At 27.0% G+C, this 24,757-nt stretch carries 28 protein-coding genes and 1 tRNA gene; 13 read left to right on the plus strand and 16 right to left on the minus strand.

The features are described from left to right. Nucleotides 1–3 precede the first annotated feature (3 nt). The 11 genes from AWT63_RS01115 to asnA all read left to right on the plus strand — a co-directional run bounded on the left by AWT63_RS01115 (nucleotide 4) and on the right by asnA (nucleotide 10,624). Complete coding sequence (locus AWT63_RS01115) at nucleotides 4–711, plus strand: queuosine precursor transporter (protein WP_068267803.1); 708 nt, start codon at nucleotides 4–6, stop codon at nucleotides 709–711. After that, nucleotides 711–1,415: a radical SAM protein gene (locus AWT63_RS01120; protein ID WP_068267805.1), complete on the plus strand. Its 705-nt coding sequence runs from the start codon at nucleotides 711–713 to the stop codon at nucleotides 1,413–1,415. The genes AWT63_RS01115 and AWT63_RS01120 overlap by 1 nt, the downstream gene beginning before the upstream one ends. Before the next feature lie 18 nt (nucleotides 1,416–1,433). Next, nucleotides 1,434–2,204, plus strand: coding sequence for an exodeoxyribonuclease III (locus AWT63_RS01125; RefSeq protein WP_068267807.1), 771 nt, complete (start codon nucleotides 1,434–1,436; stop codon nucleotides 2,202–2,204). A 35-nt stretch (nucleotides 2,205–2,239) separates the two neighbouring features. Then, a tRNA-Leu gene (locus AWT63_RS01130) sits at nucleotides 2,240–2,323 on the plus strand. 26 nt (nucleotides 2,324–2,349) lie between these two features. Continuing rightward, nucleotides 2,350–3,144: a hypothetical protein gene (locus AWT63_RS01135; protein WP_068267808.1), complete on the plus strand. Its 795-nt coding sequence runs from the start codon at nucleotides 2,350–2,352 to the stop codon at nucleotides 3,142–3,144. Beyond that, entirely contained in the window at nucleotides 3,144–3,845 is a 702-nt protein-coding gene (trmB, locus tag AWT63_RS01140; protein WP_068267819.1) for a tRNA (guanosine(46)-N7)-methyltransferase TrmB, read from the plus strand. The genes AWT63_RS01135 and trmB overlap by 1 nt, the downstream gene beginning before the upstream one ends. 2 nt (nucleotides 3,846–3,847) lie before the next feature. Then, nucleotides 3,848–5,464, plus strand: a complete 1,617-nt coding sequence (locus AWT63_RS01145; protein WP_068267820.1) for a hypothetical protein — start codon at nucleotides 3,848–3,850, stop codon at nucleotides 5,462–5,464. A 3-nt stretch (nucleotides 5,465–5,467) separates the two neighbouring features. Then, nucleotides 5,468–6,928 (plus strand): IMP dehydrogenase, encoded by a 1,461-nt coding sequence (gene guaB, locus AWT63_RS01150; RefSeq protein ID WP_068267823.1) that lies wholly within the window; start codon nucleotides 5,468–5,470, stop codon nucleotides 6,926–6,928. A 2-nt stretch (nucleotides 6,929–6,930) separates the two neighbouring features. Next, complete coding sequence (gene ligA, locus AWT63_RS01155) at nucleotides 6,931–8,940, plus strand: NAD-dependent DNA ligase LigA (RefSeq protein WP_068267824.1); 2,010 nt, start codon at nucleotides 6,931–6,933, stop codon at nucleotides 8,938–8,940. After that, the gene (locus tag AWT63_RS01160) at nucleotides 8,940–9,623 is read left to right on the plus strand and encodes a TMEM164-related integral membrane acyltransferase (protein ID WP_068267825.1); all 684 of its coding nucleotides are present in this window, start codon (nucleotides 8,940–8,942) and stop codon (nucleotides 9,621–9,623) included. Before ligA ends, AWT63_RS01160 begins: the two co-directional genes overlap by 1 nt. Further along, nucleotides 9,620–10,624, plus strand: coding sequence for an aspartate--ammonia ligase (gene asnA, locus AWT63_RS01165; RefSeq protein ID WP_068267827.1), 1,005 nt, complete (start codon nucleotides 9,620–9,622; stop codon nucleotides 10,622–10,624). The genes AWT63_RS01160 and asnA overlap by 4 nt, the downstream gene beginning before the upstream one ends. Before the next feature lie 126 nt (nucleotides 10,625–10,750). Here the strand turns inward: asnA and AWT63_RS01170 are convergent, their stop codons facing one another. From AWT63_RS01170 to AWT63_RS01225, 13 genes are all read right to left on the minus strand, one after another. Then, complete coding sequence (locus AWT63_RS01170; RefSeq protein WP_068267829.1) at nucleotides 10,751–11,440, minus strand: L-ribulose-5-phosphate 4-epimerase; 690 nt, start codon at nucleotides 11,438–11,440, stop codon at nucleotides 10,751–10,753. Further along, entirely contained in the window at nucleotides 11,434–12,291 is an 858-nt protein-coding gene (locus AWT63_RS01175; RefSeq protein WP_068267831.1) for an L-ribulose-5-phosphate 3-epimerase, read from the minus strand. Before AWT63_RS01175 ends, AWT63_RS01170 begins: the two co-directional genes overlap by 7 nt. Nucleotides 12,292–12,301: 10 nt before the next feature. After that, a complete protein-coding gene (gene ulaG / locus AWT63_RS01180) occupies nucleotides 12,302–13,363 on the minus strand; it encodes an L-ascorbate 6-phosphate lactonase (RefSeq protein WP_068267833.1) in 1,062 nt (353 codons plus the stop codon). 203 nt (nucleotides 13,364–13,566) lie between these two features. Continuing rightward, the gene (locus tag AWT63_RS01185; RefSeq protein WP_068267835.1) at nucleotides 13,567–15,042 is read right to left on the minus strand and encodes a BglG family transcription antiterminator; all 1,476 of its coding nucleotides are present in this window, start codon (nucleotides 15,040–15,042) and stop codon (nucleotides 13,567–13,569) included. Between the two features lie 18 nt (nucleotides 15,043–15,060). After that, complete coding sequence (locus tag AWT63_RS01190) at nucleotides 15,061–16,104, minus strand: hypothetical protein (RefSeq protein WP_068267837.1); 1,044 nt, start codon at nucleotides 16,102–16,104, stop codon at nucleotides 15,061–15,063. 54 nt (nucleotides 16,105–16,158) lie between these two features. Continuing rightward, nucleotides 16,159–16,449, minus strand: a complete 291-nt coding sequence (locus AWT63_RS01195) for a PTS sugar transporter subunit IIB (protein ID WP_068267838.1) — start codon at nucleotides 16,447–16,449, stop codon at nucleotides 16,159–16,161. Between the two features lie 12 nt (nucleotides 16,450–16,461). Then, nucleotides 16,462–17,946, minus strand: a complete 1,485-nt coding sequence (locus tag AWT63_RS01200; protein ID WP_068267840.1) for a PTS ascorbate transporter subunit IIC — start codon at nucleotides 17,944–17,946, stop codon at nucleotides 16,462–16,464. 8 nt (nucleotides 17,947–17,954) lie between these two features. Beyond that, nucleotides 17,955–18,401 (minus strand): PTS sugar transporter subunit IIA, encoded by a 447-nt coding sequence (locus tag AWT63_RS01205; protein ID WP_068267842.1) that lies wholly within the window; start codon nucleotides 18,399–18,401, stop codon nucleotides 17,955–17,957. A gap of 171 nt (nucleotides 18,402–18,572) precedes the next feature. Continuing rightward, entirely contained in the window at nucleotides 18,573–19,247 is a 675-nt protein-coding gene (locus AWT63_RS01210) for a uracil-DNA glycosylase (protein WP_068267845.1), read from the minus strand. Nucleotides 19,248–19,502: 255 nt separating this feature from the next. Continuing rightward, nucleotides 19,503–20,123 carry an ATP-binding cassette domain-containing protein gene (locus tag AWT63_RS01215; RefSeq protein WP_068267847.1) on the minus strand — a complete coding sequence of 207 codons (621 nt, stop codon included), beginning with the start codon at nucleotides 20,121–20,123 and terminating at the stop codon, nucleotides 19,503–19,505. A gap of 73 nt (nucleotides 20,124–20,196) precedes the next feature. Next, entirely contained in the window at nucleotides 20,197–20,520 is a 324-nt protein-coding gene (locus AWT63_RS06285; protein ID WP_197407523.1) for an energy-coupling factor transporter transmembrane component T, read from the minus strand. Beyond that, nucleotides 20,486–20,845 carry a hypothetical protein gene (locus tag AWT63_RS06290; RefSeq protein ID WP_197407839.1) on the minus strand — a complete coding sequence of 120 codons (360 nt, stop codon included), beginning with the start codon at nucleotides 20,843–20,845 and terminating at the stop codon, nucleotides 20,486–20,488. Before AWT63_RS06290 ends, AWT63_RS06285 begins: the two co-directional genes overlap by 35 nt. A 134-nt stretch (nucleotides 20,846–20,979) precedes the next feature. Then, nucleotides 20,980–21,342 carry an MptD family putative ECF transporter S component gene (locus AWT63_RS01225; RefSeq protein WP_068267849.1) on the minus strand — a complete coding sequence of 121 codons (363 nt, stop codon included), beginning with the start codon at nucleotides 21,340–21,342 and terminating at the stop codon, nucleotides 20,980–20,982. A 355-nt stretch (nucleotides 21,343–21,697) separates the two neighbouring features. Between AWT63_RS01225 and AWT63_RS01230 the strand changes: the two genes are divergently transcribed. Further along, on the plus strand, nucleotides 21,698–22,048 hold the full coding sequence (locus tag AWT63_RS01230) for a plasmid mobilization protein (protein WP_068267851.1): 351 nt from the start codon (nucleotides 21,698–21,700) through the stop codon (nucleotides 22,046–22,048). Nucleotides 22,049–22,053: 5 nt separating this feature from the next. Beyond that, nucleotides 22,054–23,385, plus strand: coding sequence for a relaxase/mobilization nuclease domain-containing protein (locus AWT63_RS01235; RefSeq protein ID WP_068267853.1), 1,332 nt, complete (start codon nucleotides 22,054–22,056; stop codon nucleotides 23,383–23,385). A 17-nt stretch (nucleotides 23,386–23,402) separates the two neighbouring features. Here the strand turns inward: AWT63_RS01235 and AWT63_RS06070 are convergent, their stop codons facing one another. From AWT63_RS06070 to AWT63_RS06485, 3 genes are all read right to left on the minus strand, one after another. After that, nucleotides 23,403–23,579: a hypothetical protein gene (locus AWT63_RS06070; protein WP_197407521.1), complete on the minus strand. Its 177-nt coding sequence runs from the start codon at nucleotides 23,577–23,579 to the stop codon at nucleotides 23,403–23,405. Next, nucleotides 23,579–24,349 carry a replication initiator protein A gene (locus AWT63_RS01240; RefSeq protein WP_068267855.1) on the minus strand — a complete coding sequence of 257 codons (771 nt, stop codon included), beginning with the start codon at nucleotides 24,347–24,349 and terminating at the stop codon, nucleotides 23,579–23,581. Before AWT63_RS01240 ends, AWT63_RS06070 begins: the two co-directional genes overlap by 1 nt. Nucleotides 24,350–24,438: 89 nt before the next feature. Beyond that, nucleotides 24,439–24,723: a CD1845 family protein gene (locus AWT63_RS06485; RefSeq protein ID WP_068267857.1), complete on the minus strand. Its 285-nt coding sequence runs from the start codon at nucleotides 24,721–24,723 to the stop codon at nucleotides 24,439–24,441. Between the last annotated feature and the right edge of the window lie 34 nt (nucleotides 24,724–24,757).

Raw genomic sequence — 24,757 nt, forward strand, 5'->3', positions numbered from 1 at the left:
AAAATGAAAAATATATTCACATTAAATGAACTTTTGTGGCTTATATATATAATAGTTAATTATACATTTATATTAATCGCATATAAAAAATGGGGAAAAGTCGGTATATTAATTTTTATCCCCCTATCAATAGTTGTTGCTAATATACAAGTAAATAAACTTATGACTATATTTGGTGTAGTTACAACCATGGGAAATATAGCATATGGTGGAATATTTTTAATTGAAGATATCTTATCTGAAAATTATGGTAAACAATATGCGAAAAAAGTAATTACAATTGGATTTGCAACTATGATATTTATGACAATAATAATGAGTATTGCAATACACGTTAATGTTGCTCCTGAAGATACAGCTCAACCACATTTGGTTGCATTATTTGCACCACTTTATAGACTTACATTCGCTTCTCTTACTGCTTATGGTTGCTCTTCATTAGTTGATATTTACGCATACCAAGCAATAAGAAGCTTATGGCCAAGCTTTAAAAATATATGGATAAGAAACAATTTAAGTACAATACTTAGTCAAATAGTTGATAATGTTATTTTTACCCTTGTAGCTTTTGCTGGTATATATGATTTTAAAATATTAATTAGTATTATGTTTTCAACTTACTTTTTAAAAGTTATTATTTCTACTTTAGATACTCCATTTGTATATATTGCAGCTTGGTGGAAAAAAGAAGGGAAAATTGAAGAATTTTAATGAATAGATATAGTAAAATAACTGATTATGTTAATAAAAGAGAAATTGTATTATTAAAAAGTCTTCCCTGTGATTATGGGAAATGTGCTTTTTGCAACTATATTTTAGATAATTCTACTGATGAAAATGAAATAAACAATGTAAATATGGAAATTCTTAAAAACATAACCGGTGAATTTGGAGTATTAGAAGTTATTAATTCAGCTTCTGTATTTGAATTACCTATTTCTACTTTAGAAGAAATAAGACGTATAGTATATGAAAAAAATATTAAAATACTCTACTTTGAAGCATACTTTGGTTATGTTAAAAGACTTGATGAAATAAGAAACTTTTTTTCAGATATTGAAATTCGTTTTATTATAGGAATTGAAACTTTTGATAATAAATATAGAATAAAGACTTTAAAGAAAAATTTTTACTTAACAGATAAAATTTTTGAAAAAGTAAAACAAGAATATTATACTGTTCTACTTTTAATTTGTACACAAGGGCAAACAAAAGAACAAATTCTAAATGATATAAATACAGGTTTACAAAATTTTAATATAACTACTATTAGTGTTTTTATAGACAACGGAACTAGTATAAAAAGAGATGAAAATCTTGTTAAATGGTTCATAAAAGAAATTTATCCAACAATAAAAAATAATGAAAAACTTGAAATATTAATAGATAATAAAGATTTCGGTGTTTATTCATAATTTAGGAAAGGGCTATGTATGAAAAAATTAGTATCTTGGAATGTAAATGGCTTTCGTGCTGTACTTACAAAAGGATTTATGGAATTTTTAAAAAAGGAAAATCCGGATATTATTGGCTTACAAGAAATAAAACTTCAAGACGGTCAAATTGATTTTCCATTAGAAAATTATTATACTTATTGGAATTATGCACAAAAAAAAGGATATTCAGGAACAGCTGTTTTTACAAAAGAAAAACCAATTAATGTTACTTATGGAATTGGAATAGAAGAACATGACACAGAAGGTAGAGTAATTACGCTTGAATACCCTACTTATTATTTCATAACCGTATATACTCCAAATTCAAAAACTGAACTTGAAAGACTTGATTATAGAATGATATGGGAAGATGAGTTTAGAAATTATTTAAATAAGCTTAATGAAAATAAACCAGTTATTGTTTGTGGAGATTTAAATGTAGCACATAAGGAAATTGATTTAAAAAATCCAAAAACAAATACCAGAAGTGCTGGATTTACTATTGAAGAAAGAACAAAATTTACAAAACTTCTTGAAAATGGATATACAGATACATTCCGATACTTTTATCCAGATAAAGAACAAATTTATTCTTGGTGGTCTTACAGAATGAGAGCAAGAGAAAAAAATACAGGCTGGAGAATTGATTACTTCATAACTTCTAATAGTCTTAATTCTAATTTAATTGATGCTAAAATACTAACTGATGTTATGGGATCTGATCATTGTCCTGTTGAACTTATAATAAGTCTTGACAATTTATCATAAATTTAATAAAATTATATTACATAAATAAACAAGGTGCCTGGGTGGCGAAATGGTATACGCATCAGACTCAAAATCTGACGGAGAAATCCATAAGGGTTCGAGTCCCTTCCTAGGCACCATTTTGTATATTATAAAGGAGAATAAAATGTTATCACTTGAATTAACAGAAAAAGAACTAGAACAAGCTAATTATAACCCTGAAGCAATAAAAAATATACTTGTTTCAAGAGCTATATATAATGAAAGCTATAATTATGAATTTACTGAAGAACAACTTGAAGAAATTAAATATATAGAACAAAATGAGGCAGTTAGACTTTACATGAGAAAAACTGTTGAACCAAGATTACTTGTTACAGAAACAACAATAATTGATAAATATAATGAAAATAAAAGCTACTTTGAATCACAAAACATATCTTTTTCTAAAGCTCATGACATTATAAAAAATCAACTTACACAAGAAATTAATTTTGGATTAGAACAAGATTTAGTATACAATTTGGTCCACAACATGGAAGAAAGTGTTACTTTATCTAAACAAGACTTAGTATTTACTAAGGGAAATCCCGATTTAATAAAATCTATTCTATTACAAAATCTATTAAAACAAGAAGCAATAAAAAATACTTTTTTTGAGGATAATGCTGATGAACTTGAAACAATAAAAAAAGAAATAAGACTTAAATATTACGCAGATATACTTTGTAGTAAAGATGTTAAAATAACAGAGGAAGAAGTTAGCAAATATTATGTAGATCATACTAAAGATTTTGAAAATATGGATATTCAATATGCTTATTCTCAAATATCAACTTTCTTATTTCAAACAAAAGTAAATGAAAATATGAGCAAATATATAAAAGAAATAACTGATAAATATGAAATTGATAAAAAGATTGAAAAATATAAAAAAGATGATGGAGCTGTTATTAACTAATGATTAATTATAATGGGCAGGAACTTTGGACTTACTTTTTTAATAAGCCAAAAAGATATTACAATAAATATATGTTTGAAATGGTTGAATACCCAAATTATTTAATATTTTCAGGTGAAGAAATTAAAAATCTAAAAGGCAATTGGAATAATGTTTTCCAAAATGAAAATGGTATTTATCTTGAAATAGGATCAGGTAGCGGTAATTTCACTATTGAAATGGCTACTAAACATAAAGACAAAAATTTTATTGGTGATGAACTAAGGCTTAAAAGACTTGTCTATTCTGCTAAAAAATCAGAAAAACGTGATTTAAAAAATATTAAATTTATAAGATATGATGCTACTCATTTAAATGAATTTATAGCTCATGATGAACTTTCCGGTCTTTTTATAAACTTCCCTGATCCTTGGGAAGGTGAAGAACATAAAAGAATATTGTCAGAAAGCTTACTTAATACTTTAAGACCTCTGCTAAAAGACAATTCAAAAATATATTTTAAAACAGATCATCTAGATTACTATAACTCTGTCTTAGAGTTAATAAAAAAAACTGATAATTACAAAGTAATTTATCACACTGACGATTTACATAACACTGACTACAAACCAGAAAACATTAGAACTGAGTTTGAAAATTTATTTATTAATAAATTAAAAATAAGTATTAAATATATTGAAATTTTAAAATGTAAGGAATAGTAATGGAACTGATACTTAAAGAAAAAATAAATTTAGACAATAAAATTAAAGATTTTACGCTAAATCCATTAAATAATACTCTTATCACTATTGGTAAAGGTCTAACTTTCTTTAAGAAAAATTTTTCTAAAGATAAACAAATTATAAAAAACATAAATAATTGTGAAACAATTAAGTATATAAAAGAAGAAAGTCAACTTTTTACTTCTTCTTCTTTTTATATTATAAGCAGTAATAATTATATATACAAATGCGATAGTTCAAGTAAAAAAGTTCTTGATTGTATATTTAAACCGAATTTTAACATTGAATCAATTAATGTTACAAATAAAGGTAAAATAATATATATTAGCAATAATCACCTTTATTCATACGACAGTTTTAGCAAAAAAGAAATAAAAACATATATTGGTGATGAAAGAGCCAGCTTATCTATATTTATAATCAATGAAAATATCATTGTAAAAAGCAGAGAATTTGGTAAAAATGACAATATTATAAAAATATTTTACAGCAAAAATTTATCAGAAATATTTTCAATTCATTCTGAAAATAATCATACCTTTGTAAAACTAATAGGAACAAGATATTTTGGAGCAACTGCTAACGGTCTTATTGAAATTTGGGACGCAATATCAAATGAACTTATAGATGCAAAGAAAATTTGTGATTCACGTATTACATATATTGAAAATGATGACGAATGGTTTTATTTTGGAACATCACGTGGAGAATTAATCGTAACAAATGACAAATTAAAAGTTGTTAAAACTATTAATTGGATAAAAAGTGAAATTAGAAAAATTTACTATTTTGATGATACTCTTTATGTTTTATGCGAAAATAATCAAATACTTATTTTTTCATTATTTGATGAAGATAATATTACAATAATAAATGATTTTATGAAAAAATATAAAATACACGAAGATTATAGAGAATTTTTTAATATAAATAGAGTTACTGAAATTGAAAACTTTATAAAAAAACTTGAAACTTCAAATGCAACAATTTATACACCTAGTAAAAAAAATATATTTAGAGCTTTAAATACTCCTATTTCAAATAAAAAAGTTTGTATATTAGGAAAAGAACCATATAATAATTATCCTGCTATTGCAACAGGATTAGCTCTTGAAATAAAAGAAAAATCATGGTCAGAAAAAAACATGAATACTTCTGTTAAAAATATATTAAAATTAATATACTATTCATATAAGAATAAATTTAAAGAATTAGAAGACATAAAAACAGATATAAACAAAGGTAAATTTAAAATTTTGCCTCCAGATAAACTTTTTAAATCGTGGGAAAAACAAGGTGTGTTACTTTTAAATGCTACTCTAACCGTATTAGTTAATAATACAGGTTCTCACAAAAAGTTTTGGTCATCATTTACAAATGATTTATTAGAATATATCAGTACGAAAAACATGAATATTATATATCTACTATGGGGTAAAGATGTAAAACCATTTGAAAAACATATATTAAATGGTGAAACAATATTCCATAATCACCCTGTTAGTGCGGGAAATATTGAAAATCCAAATGATTTTTTCAATGGATTATCGTTTATTAAAACAAAACATATAATAAATTGGTTAGGAGGAGAATAATATATGAGTAAAATTATTTTAGAAGGTTTAACTTTTGATGATGTTTTATTAATACCACAAGCATCTGATGTATTACCGCATAAAGTTTGTTTAAAAACAAATTTGACAAAAAATTTACAACTTAACATTCCTATTTTAAGTGCAGCTATGGATACTGTTACTGAATCGCAACTTGCTATTGCTATAGCAAGAGAAGGTGGTATTGGATTTATTCACAAAAATATGACTATTGAAAGACAAGCAGAAGAGGTATCAAAAGTTAAGCGTTCAGAAAGTGGAATGATCACAAATCCAATAACACTTGGAGTTGAAGCTACTTTAAATGACGCTCATAAACTTATGAGTAAATACAAAATATCAGGATTACCCATAATTGATGATGAAATGAATTTACTTGGAATTATTACTAATCGTGATTTAAAATATCGTGAAAATTTAGATGAACTTGCAGTTAATGTTATGACTAAAGAAAATTTAATAACTGCAAAAATAGGTACTACTTTTGAACAGGCAAAAGAGATATTACTTAAACATAGAATTGAAAAATTACCAATAGTTGAAAATGGTAAATTAAAAGGATTAATAACTATAAAAGATATTGATAATGTATTAAATTATCCTAATGCATGTAAAGACAGTAAAGGTAGACTTCGTGTTGGAGCTGCTGTAGGTATAGGAACCGATACAATAGAAAGAGTTAGAGCTTTAGTTGAAGCTGGTGTCGACATTGTTACTGTAGACTCTGCTCATGCCCATTCTAAAGGAGTTATTGATAAAGTTAAAGAATTAAGAGCTACTTTCCCAAACTTAGATTTAATAGGTGGAAATATTGTTACTAAAGAAGCTGCCAAAGACTTAATTGACGCTGGTGTTAATGCAGTTAAAGTTGGGATTGGACCTGGTTCAATTTGTACTACTCGTGTTATTGCAGGTGTTGGTGTTCCACAAATTACTGCCATAATGGAAGTTTATGAATATTGTAAAGATAAAAATGTTTGTGTAATTGCAGATGGAGGAATTAAATTATCTGGAGATATAGTTAAAGCCATTGCTGCCGGCGCTGATTGTGTAATGCTTGGTGGATTACTTGCAGGTACACAAGAAGCTCCTGGAGAAGAAATAATTTATAACGGAAGAACATTTAAAACATATGCAGGTATGGGGTCTATTTCAGCAATGAAACGTGGAAGTAAAGACAGATATTTCCAACTTGAATCTGCTACTGATAAATTAGTACCTGAAGGTATTGAATCAATGGTTCCATATAAAGGAAAAATAAAAGATACTTTATTCCAACTATGTGGAGGTCTTCGTTCAGGAATGGGGTACTGTGGTGCACATTCAATAAATGAATTAAAAGAGAGTAGAAAATTTGTAAGAATAACAAATGCTGGACTTAAAGAAAGTCACCCACATGATGTAATTATTACAAAGGAAGCTCCAAATTACACTTCAATAAAATAGTGATGAAAATGAATAAAGATTATGAAAATTATCTAAATTTAAAAAAAGAAATTGAAAAATATAATTATCATTATTATGAAAAAAATGAAAGTTTAATTTCAGATAAACAATTTGATGATTTATTAAAAAAATTAGTTGAAATTGAAAAATTGCATCCTGAATATATTGATGAATCCTCTCCTACTGAACATGTGGGTGGATACGTTAATGAAAAATTTTCAAAAGTTAAGCATAATGCAGCTATGTTAAGTTTAGCTAATACATATAACATAAATGATATAAAAGATTTTAATAATAGGATTCAAAAGTTATTAAATTCTAATAATAAAATAGAATATGTTCTTGAGTTAAAGCTTGATGGAATAAGTATAAGTATAATTTATGAAAATGGTATACTTGTTAGAGCTGTAACACGTGGTGATGGTATTTATGGAGAAGATGTTACAGAAAATGTAATGCAAATAAAAAATATCCCTCACAAACTAAATAAAAATATAAATATTGAAGTACGTGGTGAAATTGTATTTCCTATTTCTAAATTTAATAAATTAAATGAATTAAGAGAAATAAATGGAGAACCTGTTTTTGCAAATCCTAGAAATGCTGCTTCAGGTACTATAAGACAGCTTGATATGAATGTTGTAAAAGAAAGAGATTTAGATTGTTATTTATACTATGTTGTAAATTCTCAGGATTTTGGTATTAAAACTCATATGGAGAGCATTAATTTATTAAAAGACTTAGGATTTAATACAACTGGTGTATTTGAAATATATAATGATTTCTCTGATATTGAACATGCAATTGAAATTTGGAATACAAAAAGAAAAAAATTGGATTATGAAACAGATGGTTTAGTTTTAAAAATAAATGATATTACTTTATATGAAAAATTAGGTTATACTGCTAAGAGTCCAAGATGGGCTATTGCATATAAATTTAAACCTGATCAAGCGATTACCAAAATAATTTCTATTGATTATCAAGTTGGTAGAACAGGCGTAGTTACTCCTGTTGCGAATTTTGAACCTGCAAATTTATCAGGTTCAGTTGTAAAACGTGCTTCTTTACACAATTTTGATGAAATTTATAAAAAAGATATAAGAATTTTTGATACTGTGGTTGTTGAAAAAGCTGCTGAAATTATACCTCAAGTAATAAATGTTTTATTTGAAAAAAGAACAGGTATAGAAAAAAGAATTGAAAAACCCAAATTATGTCCAAGTTGTGGATATGAATTACATTCATTTGAAAACATAATAGCATTAAAATGTATAAATCCTTATTGTCCTGAACAATTAACACGACTTATTGAATATTTTGTTTCAAGAGATTGTATGAATATAAAAGGTCTTGGAACAAAAATAATAAGAAAACTTATTGATTTAGGGTTAATAACTAATATCCTTGATTTATATAATTTAAAAAATCTTAAAGATGAATTAATACAAATTGATAAAATGGGCGAAAAAAATGTTGAAAATTTACTTAACAGCATTGAAAAAAGTATAAATAATTCTTTTGATAAAGTAATTTATTCTTTAGGAATTAATTATGTTGGAAAAACTACTGCTTCTTTAATATGCGATAGATACCAAAATATTGATGATTTAATAGACGCTGATGTCAAAGCTTTATCTCAAATAAAAGGTGTTGGAGAAAAAGTTGCAAATTCTGTATACTCATATTTTAGAAATGCAAATTCAATTAGAATAATTAATGGACTTAAAGAAATTGGTTTTAATCTAAAAAATGTCAAACAAGAAAAACTGTTTAACAATAATATATCAGGTAAATCTTTCTTAGCAACTGGTACATTTACTAATTTTAAAAGGGAAGATATAAAAGAAATTATAAATAAGTATAACGGTGTATACTTAAGTGCTGTTTCAAAAAATTTAGACTACTTAATTGCTGGAGAAAAAGCAGGTTCTAAACTTGAAAAAGCCACTAACTTAGGTATAAAAATTTTAACAGAAGATGAATTTTTAATATTATTAGGAAAAAATTAATGATTTATAAATTAGAAACTTTTGGAATGCTACATATATTTTTAATGTTATATTCTGTCATTTTGTTTATAACATTTACACAAATTCCAAAATTATTATCAAAAAAACATTTAAACACATACACAATATTATTTGGTATATTTTTACTTATACTAAAAATTTTGGATTCTTATGTAGTTTATAAATATGAAAATTATGGACTGCTTAGTATATTGCCACTACATTTGTGCAATATATCTTTAATAATTGGTGCTATATTTCTTATAACTAAAAATGAGATTTTGTTTAATATTCTTTACTTTTTCTCGTTTGGAGCAATACTTGCAATAATATTTCCTGATTACACTACATTTAATTGCTGGTATTATCCATTAATATATATGTCAACACATACTTTTGAATATGTAATACTTATATATAGTATACTCTATCTTAACGTATCTATTACACAAAAAGGATATAATATTACAAAATTATTTATGTTTGCACTAATATTAATAAATACATTTATAAATCATAAATTTAACACTAATTTTATGTTTTTAAATGACTATGCTGTACCATTTTTAAAATTTATAAAGCCTTTAGTACTTTATAAAATATTAATTATATTAACATATTTTATCATATATAGAATTATGTATAACCACGCTATAAAAAAACAAGGAGAACAAAAAATATGAACATAAAAATACAAAAAAAATATGAACCAATATTCAATATACTTGATATGGAAATAGCAATAAAACAAATTAAAGATTTCTTTGAAGTTGAACTTGCAAAAGCTTTAAATTTAACTAGAATATCAGCACCTTTATTTGTACGTTTAGATTCAGGTTTAAATGATACATTAAATGGGATTGAAAGACCTGTTAGCTTTGATATGAAAGAAGAACCTAATCAAACTATTGAAATTGTTCACTCTCTTGCAAAATGGAAAAGATATGCACTTAAAAGATATGGATTTAAGGAAGGTTTCGGCTTATATACAGACATGAATGCTATAAGAAGAGATGAAGACTTAGATAATATTCATTCTATATATGTAGACCAATGGGATTGGGAATTTATTATTAATAATAGCAACAGAAATATTGAATTTTTAAAAGAAGTTGTAAAAAAAATATATTCAGTTCTTTTAAAAACTGAAGAAATGTTAAAAGAAAAATACCCTACTAAATATACTCCATTTTTAGCAAAAGAAATACATTTTATTACTTCACAAGAGTTAGAAGATATGTATCCAACTTTAACAACTAAAGAACGTGAAAAAGAAATTACTAAAAAATATGGTGCCGTATTTCTTATGCAAATAGGAGATATTTTAAATTCAGGTCAAAAACATGATGGTCGTGCTCCTGATTATGATGATTGGAAATTAAATGGAGATATATTAGTATACAATGAAATACTTGATATCGCTTTTGAAATTTCTTCAATGGGTATAAGAGTTGATAAAACTTCATTAAAAAGTCAACTTGATTTATGTAATATAAAAAACTATACTAACTTTCATAAAATGCTTTTAAATGATGAGTTACCTCTTACAATAGGTGGCGGTATAGGTCAATCAAGATTATGTATGTTATTTTTAAAAACTGCTCATATAGGAGAGGTGCAAGCTTCATTATGGACTGCTGAAATTGAAAAAGATTGTGAAAAATTAGGTATTAATTTATTATAAAAAATAAAGATAATGTATAAATTAAATTTGTTTATACATTATTTTTTTATTAAAATGAAAAGCCTAAGCTAGTTATAAACTAAATTAGGCTCTTACAAAAATTATATTTTAATTTTTATCATCTTTTCAATCATTACCATAGTAAGCATCTTTACCGTGTTTTCTGAAATAATGTTTATCTTGTATTATTTTAGGTGCTTCACAAACATCTTTATTTAACAATTCTGTTAAAAGTGCCATTTTTGCTACTTCTTCTAATACAACTGCATTATATACAGCTTTTTTGGCATTTTCTCCCCATGCAAATGATCCATGATTTCTACATAAAATTGCAGGTGTTGCAACATAATCTAAATCTTTAAAAGTTTCTATTATAACTTTACCTGTATTTTTTTCATATCCACTATCTATTTCTTCTTTTGTAAGATTTCTACTGCAAGGAACACTTCCATATATGCTGTCAGCATGAGTTGTCCCGTAACAAGGAATATCTCTACCTGCTTGTGCAAAACTTGTAGCCCAAGTTGAGTGAGTATGAACTATTGCTCCTATATTTTCAAAGGCCTTATATAATTCTAAATGTGTTGGTGTGTCTGATGATGGTTTATATTTTCCTTCGACTGCATTTCCATTAAGATCAACTACTACCATATCTTCATATGTCAGTTTTTCATATTCAACGCCACTTGGTTTAATTACAAAAAGACCTTTTTCTCTATCTATTTCACTAACATTTCCCCAAGTAAATTTTACTAAATTATATTTAGGTAAATCCATATTAGCTTTGTATACTCTTTTTTTTAGTTCTTCTAACATTTAGTTTCACCCTCTATTTCATCTAGCATTTTTCTAAATGTTTTAACGGCAAATTTTAAATCAACTGTAAAATCTTCTGCCCCTGTATACCATAATTCAGTCACATATCTTCTAACACCTAAATTCCATAGAGCTGTCAGACATTCTTTAAAATTAACATGCCCTGTTAAAAATGGAATTTCTCTATAATGCCCCGGTATACTTTCTTTTATATGTGCTGCAACTGTTAAAGATTCTCCTTCGTTTATATCATCTAATACATCATGACCATATATTAATGATGAATTTTTAATATTTCCAAGGTCAGGATATATTTTTAAAAATGGAGAATTTATTTTATTTACAATTATTTTTGCTTTTTTCACTGTATCCATAAAATCAGTTTCCATAGTTTCAAAAGCAAGTATAATTCCGTATTTTGATGCAATTTCTACAGCCTTTTTTAAATTATGTATAAAAAGTTTTTTTGTTTCTTCGTTCCCCTTTTCATAATATACATCATAACCTGCTAACTGTATTATTCTAACACCTAAAGAATCTGCTAATTTAATTGCTTTAGTTATAATCTCCATACTTTTTAATCTTGTATTTTTATCTAATGAACCCATTGGATATTTTCTTTGCCCTGATAAGCAAAGACTTCTTATAGGAAAATCCACTCTTTTCATCGCAAATACTAATTCATCAACAGTTTTTTTATCCCAATCTAATCTTGATAATTTTTCTTCTGTTTCATCTACACTTAATTCTAAAAAATCATATCCTAATTCTTTTGCATATTTAAGTTTTTCTTCAATTGTAAGGCTATTTGGCATAGCTTTTTCATAAACACCTAAAACATAATTTCTCATTTCAATCGCCTTATAATATTTGAATAAATGGTAAATCAGGTTCGATTTCAAAAGCATCTTCAAATCCACGAGGATACATATATTCCATATCATCTTTATTATCAGGGAATATGAATTTACCTCCAGGTTGCCAAATATATGGTTTGAATGTATATTTCATTCTATTTTTTCTCATATTCCATAATACTTGTATTTCTTTAGGATCAGCCATGAAATTAGTCCATATATCATGATGAATTGGTATAACTACTTGAGTATCTAAACTTTCAGCTACTCTTAAAACATCTGAAGCTGTTAATTTGTCTGTCATTCCTCTAGGATTTTCACCATATCCTACTAAAGCTACATCAATTTTATGATCTCTTGCATGTTTAACATAATAATTTGAGTAATGTGAATCCCCTGCATGGTAAATATTTCCACCAGATGTCTTAACTAAGTAATTTACCGCCATATCATTCATATCAGGAGGCATATGACCTTTTAAAACTACATCATCTTCAACTGTTAATAACATAGTTCTATCAAAAGATTCTAACATAACTATTTCCATGTCTTTTATTTTAACAACATCTCCTGGTCTTACAGTTACAATTCTATCCTCAGGAACTCCCCACTTTCTCCATAGTTGTGCACAAGTTTTTGGACCTATAAATTTTGCTTCAGGGCAATTTTGAGTAATTGCTGCTGCGACATTAACATCTATATGATCACTATGACTATGTGTTGCAAGAATAGCATCTATTTTAGTTATTTTAAAAGGATCTATTAAACAAGGTGTATTTCTTAAATTAGGTTGTAATTTAACACACCCTACTGCTCTTTGATGTTGGTGTTTTTCTTTCATGAATTTATTTGTTTTTGTTCTTTTTCCTGTTGACAACCATAAGTCAATACAAATATTTGCATCGCCTTCTGTTTTAATCCAAGTTCCCATATTTCCAAGCCACCACATGGCAACTTTATTTTTTTCAACTATTTCTTCATCTATTTCTTCATTAATCCAAGTTCCCCATTCTGGGAATGTATTTAGTATCCAACTTTCTCTAGTTATCTCATTTACTTTTGACAATTAAATCACTTCCTTAAAATTAAATTAGAACGGTTAAAAAATTTATTATTATTTACTTACATTATTATTATATTTTAAAATTAGGATATTTAAAGTTCAATATGGTTATATGCGTATGTTCATATTTAAACCAAAATATACTATATACCTTGTTTTATAATAAAAAAGACTTATATTTAAAATATATAAGTCTTGTGATTTTTTTATAATATATTTTCAGTTATTTTTAATATATTTGTAAATATATCAATTAAATTTTCATTACTTAATAAGTAATCAACGTATACTACGCCATTTTTATACTTAATATCATCTTCTGTAGATATTATTAAATCAATATTATCCGTATTGTATTTAGAAAATTTTGATTTATCAATAATATCAATAATTTGTATATTTGAAAAAAGTTTTTCTAAATTTGATACTAATAATTTTTTTATAATATTACCTTCATTTGTTATTATAAGTATATTAATTTTTTTTACTATATTTACTACTCTTGCAAGATTTAAGCTAATTATAGAAATATCATCATCATTAAAATCTAAATTATTAGTTTTCGATATTTTTTTTACAATATCAAATACACTTTTGTATTCTTTTTTTACTTTATCTACATTTATATCTTGTGATATTATATTGTATTTTCTTCTAAATCCCATTACTTTTAAATAAGTTACCAGATCATTTGATATTTGTATTTTATCATTTATTTTAAATTTTGTTTCATTTTCAAAATTACTAATTAACATGTTTGCAATTTCTCTTAGCTTTTCATAATCTTTACTATCATTATGCGAATCAGTAATTTTACCAGTACATAAAACAATTAAAGTAAATAGCATTATAATCTTATCGTTATATTCTAAATTAAAATCTCTACTAAAAGTATATAAAGTATCTTTTAATATTTTATATTCAAGTCTTTCCTTTAAAACCATTAACTCTTTTTCTATATCTTTATTTTTTATTCTAACTGCAAACAAATATAAATAAGGAAAAGAAAAAATAAAATGTTCAGTTTCTTTTACACTTACTTTTTTCCCTAATTTTTCTTGCAAAATATAAAACTCATTTATCAGTGATTCAATAAATTCATCAGAAAAAACAATGCTTGTATTTTTATAAAGATTTTGAATAAAATCAAAATATTTATAATTTTTTAATTCAGAAATTTTTTTTAAAATTGTATATATATATTGTATTTGAATTAATTCAGGTCCTACTATTCTATAGCCACCTTTATTAGCTGAACTTATTTTAATTTTATTATTAAATTTTTTTAATTTGGATTTTATGTAATTAATATCTGACAATATAGAATTTTTGCTAACCATAAATGTATTAACCAAGAAATCTAAAGTCTGTTTTTTTGGATTTGTTGCAATTAATAAAGTTATAGCTAACTCTCTTTCTAATTTACTTAATATATATTCTTTGTCCAGTATTAAATTTCTTAAAATTTCGCTTTGCTTATTATTTATAACTATTCCATTTTTTTTATCATTTACTATAATCTCAATATTTAATTTTGATAATTCAATATTAATTTTTTCTAAATTATAATAAACAATTCTTCTGCTTTTTCCAATTTTTTTTGCAAGTTCAGTTACAGTTTGCTCTTTTTGAGAAATTAATAAAAGATTTATTAAGTCATAAAGTGCCTTATCAATATACATTTTTCTCCTATTCTTTTATCATTCAACTATGTATAGGGCAATTTCATCAATTTCCCTATTTGCAGCTATTATGTATTCTTTATTATCTTTAACAAAATAATTTACATTTGCAGCTCCCACGTTTTCATCAATTACATTGTAAACATAATCACCATTTTCGTAATGTAAAATAAAAGTTTTCATTTCTGATCTTCTATTACCGATTACTACTACATTTTTACCTTTAATTTGCCCACCCCATATTGCATGTAAAAATTCAATATCTTCAGGAAACTCTTTATGCAATACATATTTACCGTTTATTTTCTTATATACTCTTAATTTATGACCATGAAATGGTGAAAATGCAACTAATTCTTTTTGACCGTCACCATCTAAATCTATTAATGTTGCATCACTTGCTGCGTCATTTACTAAACAATCAACTTTCCATTTTTCACCTTTTCTTGCAGGTGGAGTATATAAATATATTCCATTATCACATGAAATTATACCTTTTTCAATACCATCTTCTACTATTTTATAATATCCGTGATTTTTCAACATATTTTCTTGTATAATTTCACAATCTTTTTCAGTAATTACAGGACTATTTTCTAAATCTTCTGGCAACTCTGTAAAATATGTCTTCCCCGGACTTCTCCAATCATCTTTATATTCATGAGCTGATTTTAAAGCACAAACTAAAAAGTACTTTGTTCCATCTAATCCTTTTAACACATCAAATCTATGTGCAAAAGGTACATCAGCAATTACTCTAACTTTAAAATTATAATTTTCATCTCCACTTACATATACTACTTTTGCTTGAGTTGAATCATTTGGAGAATAAAATTGTTGTGTTGCAAGAAAGCTTCCATTAGTATTTTCTAATGGAACTATACTCATAGTTCCTCCAGGACCGTCCCATATTGTAGCTTTTCTTTCAAAATTATGATTATATATATAGCATTGATCTTGTTTTTCAGCTGCTACGACTATATGATGTTCGTTATTGTACGTTATATTTGCAATGCAATAACATTTTGTTAAATGGTCTAATACTTGTTTTGTTATCTTCATATAAATTCCTTTCAATATTAATTTATTAAAGGCAGGTAATACCTGCCTTTAATATTATGAAATAATTCCTGCTTCTTTTAATTTTTCTTCCATTTCTTTATCAGATATTGGGTTTTTAAGTCCTATTACTTTTTTACCTGCTTCAACTGCTTGGTTAAATTCCTTTATAAATGCCAAAGGACATAATGTCACATCATACATTTTAGCTTGTCCCTTACCTTCTGATAAAGAACAGTGATGTATTTTAGTACATTGTATATTGTTTCTTTTTATTACTTTTTCTGCTGTTAGTTTCATCATTAAGCTTGTTCCTGCACCATTTGCACATGCTACTAAAAATGTCATACCTTATCCCCCTTATTGTATATTATTTCTATTTTTATATTCTTCATAATCTTCAGTTATTAAAAAATAATTTTCTTTGTCTTTTAAATATTGTAATTGTGGTATAAGAACTAATATTATAACTATTATACCAACACCTAAATAGCTTAAATATTTCATTATAACTGTAAATACAGGCCATACTACTGCCCAGTCCCACATTCCAAGATATCCTCCATATGCTGCCATTCCAACAAAACTTGCAATAAATGCAGAACCAAATACTTGACATATACCTGAAATAAATGGAAATATTAATGTTGCTTTTAATCCACCTTTACTATTTGCATGTACTCCAATTGTTGCATTATCAAAGAATACAGGAACGAATCCTGCAACAACTAATACTGGACTCTTAAGTAATATCAATGCTACTATTGCTATAAATTGTCCTAATGCTCCTGCTAAAAATCCTAAAGTTATTGCATTTGGAGACCCAAAATTATATGAAATAGCACAATCTACTCCTGGAACTGCACCAGGTAATAATTTATCTGATATTCCTTTAAACGATTGTGTTAATTCCGCTATAAATGTTCTAACACCAAGTTGTAATATTGCAAGATAAACTGCAAAATGTAAACAAGTTTCTATAATATAGAATAAGAAATTAGCATTTGGTTTCATAAATTTAGCTTCTACTAAGAAAGGTTTCCCTAATGCTGCAAGTATTCCACCAAAGAAAATTAACATTAATATCCCTGTTGAAACCATATTATCGTTAAATATAGACATAAATCCAGGTAAATTTATATCTTCTATTTTTTTACTTGAAGTTCTTCCAGCTTTTTTATCAGCTTTAGCCATTTTATCTGCAAGATAAGTAAATAATGCTACTCCAAACATTTGTTGATGAGCTATTGTAAATCCTGCACCATCTGTAAGTTCTTGAGAATATTTTACTAATAAATTTGAACCAACAGCCCAATATAAACCTAAAAGTACAGCCATAATTACCATAATTTTAACATCATTTGTTATTAAACCTGGTAATGCAAACAATATTAACCAATATGCTGTTGCTGCTTGTTGTAACTGTACATGCCCTGTTGTAAACACTGCTCTTAATTTAGTATATTTTGAAAATCTAACTAATAATAAATTAGTGATAAATGCAATTGCTAGAAGTAATACTACACCTGAAAATCCTTTTCCAAATACTTCTTGAACCCCATTTTCAACCGCATTTTGACCAAAATAAGGATCGATAACCATAGCATCTAATTGAAATCTTTGTTTTAGTCCTACTAAAATAGGTCTAAAGTTTTTTACCAGTCCACCTGAACCAACTGATAAAATAAAATATCCAATTATTGCTTTTAAAGTTCCACCTAAAGTTTCATACCAAGATTTCTTTAATAAAAGATATCCTATTAAAACCATAAATCCAATAAAGAATGCAGGTTTTGTCAAAATATTTGAATAAAAAAATGTCCAAACAATTGATAAAATATTCATATTTCCTCCTATATATTATATTTCTCAAATAATTTTTTTAAATCTTCTATATTTTTTACAGTAAATAATTCTTCTTTCAATTTATCATTAACTAATACTTCCATTAATTTTTGAATATTTTCAATATGAATTTCTGGATCTTTTGAAGCTAACGTGAAAAATAAAGTAGCTTCATTTTCATCGTCAAAATTTACTGCTTTTTCAAATTTTGTAAATGCTATTTCTGTTTTAAATACATTTGCACCTTGTTGAGTTGAATGTGGCATTGCAATTCCTGGTTCTATTACTATATATGGTCCATATTCTTTGACACATTTTATCAACTCTTTACTGTATTCAGAGCTTACAGCTCCATTTTTTTCTAATGATTCACAACTTTTTATTATAGCGTCTTCCCAATCTTTTGCACTTTCATAAAAGCTATAATATTTTTTTTCAATTATATCTCTTAACATATACACTCCTATACTTAAGATAATAAAAAAAGGTTTATACACATACACATCAAAAAACTGACGCCTTATATTATAAACCGTTCCAAATTAAATATTGTAAGTAAATAAATTTTTTATACTAAAGTCTACCTTATTTTTTTATTTTGTCAATATGCTTTACGTAAAAAAATTTTATATATTTTCAATTTGCCAATTAATTGGCTCTTTACCTAATTTTATCAAAATTTCATTTATTTTTTTAAAATGATTACAACCAAAAAATCCACGACTAGCAGATAATGGACTTGGATGTGGAGCTTCAAGTATAAAATGTTTAGGATTTGTTATTAACATTTTTTTATTTCTTGCATTTGCACCCCATAAAACAAATATTACTGGCTCATTTCTATCATTTAAGTAAGAAATTATACTGTCTGTAAATATTTCCCATCCTCTGTTTTTATGTGAATTTGCCTCGTGTGCTCTTACGGTAAGTGCCGTATTAAGTAACAATATTCCTTGATTAGCCCATGAAATTAAATAACCATTATTTGGAATATAGCAACCCAACTCCTGGTTTAATTCTTTATACATATTAAGTAATGATGGTGGTATTGCAACATTAGGTTTTACTGAAAATGCCAGTCCATGTGCCTGATTATCATCATGGTATGGATCTTGACCTAAAATAACTACTTTTGTATCTTTATAAGTTGTTAATTTTAAAGCATTAAAAATATCATTCATATGTGGAAATATCTTATAATTTGAATATTCTTTTTTTAGAAACTCTCTTAGAGTTAAATAATATTTTTTTGGAAATTCATCTTTTAATATATCGTCCCAATCGTTATTTAGTTTAACCATCTTACCTCCTTAAAGTTAATATTAATTTATAAAATTATACCATAATACATAAAAAAAACACACTAATTTTTAGTGTGCTTAGTTTGAATTGAAAAACATGATTATTTATATATTTACTACATTGTAAGTATAACATTCGTTCCTTAGAATTTCCTTATAATTACATTATAATTTTATTAGTTTATGTATGTCATATCTAAAAAAATCGTCATCTGCTTATATAGCTCGTAACGATTTTTTATTTATTATTCTATTTTACACGTATTTTGTTATTTCAATAATTTCATAAAATTTAGATTTTAGACTTTCATCTAAATGATGTGTTATCATTATTACTGTTTTATTATTATTTTTTAGTATGATATCTTCAATTATACCTCTATTTTCAAAATCTATATTTGCAGTTGCTTCGTCTAATATTAATAATCTTTTATCTGATAATAATAATTTTGCTATATTTATTCTCTGTTTTTGACCTGTTGATATATTTGTTTCATCTAATTCTTTTTCTTTGTCTATATCACTAAGTTTTAGTGTATCTATTATTTCATCAATATTTTTATCATCTATTGATCCATATAAATTTATATTTTCTTTTATATTAGTTAAAAATACTATATTGTCAGAGTTTACATATGATATATTTGAAAATATACTTTCTTTTGATATTTCTTTTATGTCTATGTCATTTATTAGTATTTGTCCTTCATAATTTTCAATATATCCAAGTAATAAATTTACTAAAGTACTTTTTCCGCTACCCGAAGTTCCACAAACCAAAGCTATCTGACCTGACTTAATTTTTATGTTTATATTTTGAATGGAGTATTTTTTTTGTTCTGCATATCTAAATGATACATTTTTAAATTCGATCATACTTCGCTCCTAAAAAAAATAAAAACAACCCAACATAAGCTCGCAAGTAAAAGCAGAAAATAATCTATTTTTTTTAGTCCGATTTTGCAAATATTAGTTCTTTTAATCGGAGCTCCAACCCTCTTGTCAAAGCTGATGCAGATAATTCCTCGCCAATTTTTGTTACAGATATTAGCAAAGGAACTAATCTATACTCAATCATTTCTATTGGACTCTTCCTTATTGTTACACCTTTTATTTTCATGGCATTTTGTATAGAAATATATTCTTCTTTTACTGTTGGAAAAAATCTAAATACTACCGAAAACGGAATAATGATTTTATATGACACTTTAAGTTTTTCCATAGCTGCGATAAATTCACTAACAGAAGTGGTACTGATTAAATAGTAACCCATAATAAATCCCGGCCAATATATTTGTATATATTCCTACTGTTGCTAATACCAAAAAACTCAAAAATCCTGTCGTATAAGGTAAAACAACAAAATTTAATGCAAATATAATCAAATACAATATCAAAAATCTTATAGCTGCTTTACCTTTTTTAGAAATAAATAGTGCAATAAAGGGCAGAACCATTAAAAGATGCCGCAAATAAAACATAGCACCATGACTGCTTCCAGTAGCCATGATGCTCGTTACAGTTACCATAAGAAAAATTTTTGTGCGTGGATCTACTGTAATATATGATGGTTTATATCTAACTACTGTTTCCTCCATCATTACACTATTCCTGCTTTTTTAAGATGCTTTTTTAGAATACTCTTTCCTAATAGCGAACCTAAAAACAAATAATAAACAGCACAGGAATAATCCAATATGGCGTATACATACGCAACGATTCTGCATATACTTTACCATACGCTATATCCAATAGAAATATATTTCCATTGTTCATATTTACCTTTTTTTATTATCAAATCTCCTAAAAATCCAAAGATAATCCCAAAAGCGAGGACAACTATGCCACCACCCATTAGCATATAAAGAAGACCTAATAATATTCCTGTTATTGAAATTACACCAAACTTCTTGACCTTAACTATATAGAATATGCTTGGTATACCACAAACTAATGGGCATAAAAAAACTAATAGTAAATTAAATATTGGAATATACCCTAACATTGAAACAGCAAATTCAATCATAAAATACACTACTGTAAAAATTCCAATATTAATCAAGTCCTTTGCTTCAAGTTTATTTTGTTTTTCCATATATCTCACCTCATCCATATAATATTGTTAGCTAATACTAATTTTAATTATGATAGCATTTATCATTTTTCCTTTCCACCCCAAAAAGCCCTATATCGCTCTAAATGGTTTGTTTTTTATAAAACAAACCATTCCTAAAAGATTTATAAAAGCTACTACTTATGATATAATTATAATAATAATTTGCTTAATGCTTGCTACAAATCATTCTTTTGTAGCAAGCACAGTAAGTGTACGGACACTTACGAAAAAATTGATGAAGCAGCCCTCTGGGATCTGCTTCTTTTTTTATCAATTTTTAACTTGTTAGGGTGTACCCTAAGACCCCGAAATAAATTCAAAGGAGGATTTACCTATGGCAAATAGAATACGAAATGAAAGACTTGAAATTAAATTAACCGAAGAAGAAAAGGCTCTTTTTGAGGAGAAAAGAAAACTTGCTAAATGCAGAAATATGAGCCATTTCATTCGCAAGTGCGTTTTAGAAAAGGAAATTTATCAAGTAGATTTGGAACCGTTCAGAGATTTACAAGGCTTGCTTTCCAACGCTACAAGCAACATCAATCAGATTGCAAAGCGTTTAAATTCCACCGGCATAATCTATAAAGACGATATAAACGATATGAAAAAGCAGATTGAATATTTCTCAAAAGAACTGTGGCAGATACATTCTCTACTTCTTAACAGAACTTCCGGAGGTGATTAAATTTTATGGCTATCACAAAAATACATCCTATAAAATCAACCCTTAATCTTGCCATTTCATATATTGTTAATGGAGAAAAAACAGATGAGCAAATCTTAGTAAGCACTCATAAATGTCATCAGGAAACTGCTCATACTCAATTTTTAAGAGCACGAAATGATGCCGGAACAAACGGAACTGTCCTTGCAAGACATCTTATTCAATCCTTTTTACCGGGAGAAGCAACTCCGGAAATGGCACATCAAATCGGTCTTGAACTTTGTAAAAAGATATTAAAAGACGAGTACGAATATGTCTTGTCTACCCACATAGATAAAGGGCATATCCACAACCATATCATCTTCAATAATGTAAATATGGTAACGGGTAAATGCTACCAATCCAACAAGAAAAGCTACCACCAAATCAGGTATCAAAGCGATAAGCTATGCAAGGATAATAACCTTTCTGTGATTGATGAATTCTACGAGAGCTATAAGAGAAAGTACAAAACAAATGGTAAGTCATGGTATGAAAATGAGCAATCTAAGAAAGGTACTTCTTGGAAAAGCAGGCTTCAATTTGACATTGATCGTTTGATAAAACAGTCTAATGATTGGGAACAATTTCTAAATAAGATGGCGGAACTTGGTTATGAAATAAATCATGGAAAAAATATAGCCTTTAAGCCAAAAGATAAGCAGAGATTTACAAGGGCTAAGACGATTGGTGAGGATTATACCGAAGAAAGACTAAAAGAGCGTATTACAGAAAATCAAAATATCAAAGCCTCACCTGTCAAAAAGCGAATCGGAAATGTCATCAATATGAATACCAATGCCAAAGTGAAAGAGAGCAAAGGCTATGAATATTGGGCAACAAAACATAACTTAAATACAATGGCTGAGTCAATTGTTTTCATCAGAGAACATGGCATTAACTCCATTAAACAACTTGATGAATACATCAGGAAAAGTGCTGAAGAAAGACAAGCCTTACAAGATAAAATCAAAGAAATTGATAAGGACATGCAGCTACTTTCTGATACTATGGAACAAGTTCATACTGTTAAAAAAAATCGAGCCTACTACAAAGAATATAAAGCAAATCCTTCTGATAAGGCATTTTTTGAGGAGCATAAGGCTGAAATCACACGCTACGAAATGGATCTTTCAAAACTAAAAAAATCCTATTCAAAGCTGCCAAATTCAAAGGATATTTTAGATAAACTTGATAAATTGCAAGAAAAAAAGAATACCCTTATGCAAAAGTATTCTTCTACCAAATCTACTATGGACGAGCTTTATCAAATACGAAAGAACTATGGAATTTACATGGGTAAGGAGATGGAAAGATAGCCATCTCCTTATTATTTTTAATGTTTTTCTAATGTAGCTCCATTTAACCAGCTCCTCAGAGATGCATATCTACTACTATCGCCTTGATCTATAACCCAAAACTCATAAGTATTTTTACCACTTATCTTTTCATATTCTATGTATGGATAAAGCCCTAAATATTCGAGACCTTTAAATGTACCAGTTTCTTCCATTATAGATGCTCTCCTTTGTTATATTCCTCCCATGTAGGGATATTGGATGTTTTCTTACTTCCCTGATCTTTATAAAACCAAGAAAGGATTGTTGCTTTATGGTCTTTATATGTCTTTCCGGTACTTTGAAGATAGGTTGATAATCTCTCAATGTAGTTATCAAGCTCTCCTGCCATTTTGATTTGTAATTCACCTATATCTTCGTTCTTTAAAAAGACATTTTGAAATGTTCCAAGTCCGTTTTCACCAAAACTATATTTTCTCTTACTATATTTACTCTTATTATTCTCTATATAGTTAGAGTCAACATTTTGAACTTCCTGAAGTTCATTTTCTTTACTTCTGAGGTTAAAATCTTTTACTTCTGAAGTTAAGTTTTTTGACTTCAAGAGGTCATTTTCTTTTACCGCTAATATGCTCATAAAATCTTTGACATATATGACATTCGGCTTACCAAGTCCAAGCCTTACTCTTTCAATCAGTCCTATCCCTTTTTTGCTGTCTAACTCGTCTAATGTTTTTATGGCAGTAGGCTTTGAAATATTTCTTCTTTTCATAATTTCCTCAACTGTGAAATAGATAAATACTCTACCTTCCTTGTCTATCCAGTTATTCTTAAATGACATTCCTGTTCGTTTCAAAAGCATGGAATAAAGGATAATTGCTTCAGCAGACAGTCCCCTAAATTCTTCTCCGTCTACCAATATTTCAGGCACTTTCAGAAAGTTAAATCGCTCTGCTTCACGATTATAGAAATAGTCAAAGTCCATACAGAATCACCTCCCTCCTTAAAAATTTGCAAAGAAAAAGACGATAGTTTTTTCTCTATCGCCTTTGGTAACCATTTTTATGAAATTTTTTAGATTGATTTTATTGCTTCATTGATACCTTGTAAAAAAGCTATAACTGCTGCTCCAACCATCGGTATTCCGTATGGACTAACTAAGAATCCAATAATCAATGCTTCTATTCCGATGGTAACTTCTTTTTGCAGAAAAGATGCAATTGCTCCAAATATGCAAAACATCATCAGCAAATATAGTAGGGCTGTTCCGATACCAAGTAGAAATGTCAGAAATGCTGTGAGGATACTTAACACCAAGCTGATTGGAAACAAGATTATTTTTACTATCCACCTAATCATTTCTTATTCCTCACTTCCCAATTCATTCCTTGTG

The organism is Caviibacter abscessus, from assembly GCF_001517835.1.
Classification (GTDB): Bacteria; Fusobacteriota; Fusobacteriia; order Fusobacteriales; family Leptotrichiaceae; genus Caviibacter; species Caviibacter abscessus.

Bases quoted from the DNA above. Each gene is read 5' to 3' on its own strand.
- AWT63_RS01115 (WP_068267803.1), top strand. From the start codon at position 4: ATGAAAAATATATTCACATTAAATGAACTTTTGTGGCTTATATATATA.
- AWT63_RS01120 (WP_068267805.1), top strand. From the start codon at position 711: ATGAATAGATATAGTAAAATAACTGATTATGTTAATAAAAGAGAAATT.
- AWT63_RS01125 (WP_068267807.1), top strand. From the start codon at position 1,434: ATGAAAAAATTAGTATCTTGGAATGTAAATGGCTTTCGTGCTGTACTT.
- AWT63_RS01135 (WP_068267808.1), top strand. From the start codon at position 2,350: ATGTTATCACTTGAATTAACAGAAAAAGAACTAGAACAAGCTAATTAT.
- trmB (WP_068267819.1), top strand. From the start codon at position 3,144: ATGATTAATTATAATGGGCAGGAACTTTGGACTTACTTTTTTAATAAG.
- AWT63_RS01145 (WP_068267820.1), top strand. From the start codon at position 3,848: ATGGAACTGATACTTAAAGAAAAAATAAATTTAGACAATAAAATTAAA.
- guaB (WP_068267823.1), top strand. From the start codon at position 5,468: ATGAGTAAAATTATTTTAGAAGGTTTAACTTTTGATGATGTTTTATTA.
- ligA (WP_068267824.1), top strand. From the start codon at position 6,931: ATGAAAATGAATAAAGATTATGAAAATTATCTAAATTTAAAAAAAGAA.
- AWT63_RS01160 (WP_068267825.1), top strand. From the start codon at position 8,940: ATGATTTATAAATTAGAAACTTTTGGAATGCTACATATATTTTTAATG.
- asnA (WP_068267827.1), top strand. From the start codon at position 9,620: ATGAACATAAAAATACAAAAAAAATATGAACCAATATTCAATATACTT.
- AWT63_RS01170 (WP_068267829.1), bottom strand. From the start codon at position 11,440: ATGTTAGAAGAACTAAAAAAAAGAGTATACAAAGCTAATATGGATTTA.
- AWT63_RS01175 (WP_068267831.1), bottom strand. From the start codon at position 12,291: ATGAGAAATTATGTTTTAGGTGTTTATGAAAAAGCTATGCCAAATAGC.
- AWT63_RS01185 (WP_068267835.1), bottom strand. From the start codon at position 15,042: ATGTATATTGATAAGGCACTTTATGACTTAATAAATCTTTTATTAATT.
- AWT63_RS01190 (WP_068267837.1), bottom strand. From the start codon at position 16,104: ATGAAGATAACAAAACAAGTATTAGACCATTTAACAAAATGTTATTGC.
- AWT63_RS01195 (WP_068267838.1), bottom strand. From the start codon at position 16,449: ATGACATTTTTAGTAGCATGTGCAAATGGTGCAGGAACAAGCTTAATG.
- AWT63_RS01200 (WP_068267840.1), bottom strand. From the start codon at position 17,946: ATGAATATTTTATCAATTGTTTGGACATTTTTTTATTCAAATATTTTG.
- AWT63_RS01205 (WP_068267842.1), bottom strand. From the start codon at position 18,401: ATGTTAAGAGATATAATTGAAAAAAAATATTATAGCTTTTATGAAAGT.
- AWT63_RS01210 (WP_068267845.1), bottom strand. From the start codon at position 19,247: ATGGTTAAACTAAATAACGATTGGGACGATATATTAAAAGATGAATTT.
- AWT63_RS01215 (WP_068267847.1), bottom strand. From the start codon at position 20,123: ATGATCGAATTTAAAAATGTATCATTTAGATATGCAGAACAAAAAAAA.
- AWT63_RS06285 (WP_197407523.1), bottom strand. From the start codon at position 20,520: ATGGGTTACTATTTAATCAGTACCACTTCTGTTAGTGAATTTATCGCA.
- AWT63_RS06290 (WP_197407839.1), bottom strand. From the start codon at position 20,845: ATGGAGGAAACAGTAGTTAGATATAAACCATCATATATTACAGTAGAT.
- AWT63_RS01225 (WP_068267849.1), bottom strand. From the start codon at position 21,342: ATGGAAAAACAAAATAAACTTGAAGCAAAGGACTTGATTAATATTGGA.
- AWT63_RS01230 (WP_068267851.1), top strand. From the start codon at position 21,698: ATGGCAAATAGAATACGAAATGAAAGACTTGAAATTAAATTAACCGAA.
- AWT63_RS01235 (WP_068267853.1), top strand. From the start codon at position 22,054: ATGGCTATCACAAAAATACATCCTATAAAATCAACCCTTAATCTTGCC.
- AWT63_RS06070 (WP_197407521.1), bottom strand. From the start codon at position 23,579: ATGGAAGAAACTGGTACATTTAAAGGTCTCGAATATTTAGGGCTTTAT.
- AWT63_RS01240 (WP_068267855.1), bottom strand. From the start codon at position 24,349: ATGGACTTTGACTATTTCTATAATCGTGAAGCAGAGCGATTTAACTTT.
- AWT63_RS06485 (WP_068267857.1), bottom strand. From the start codon at position 24,723: ATGATTAGGTGGATAGTAAAAATAATCTTGTTTCCAATCAGCTTGGTG.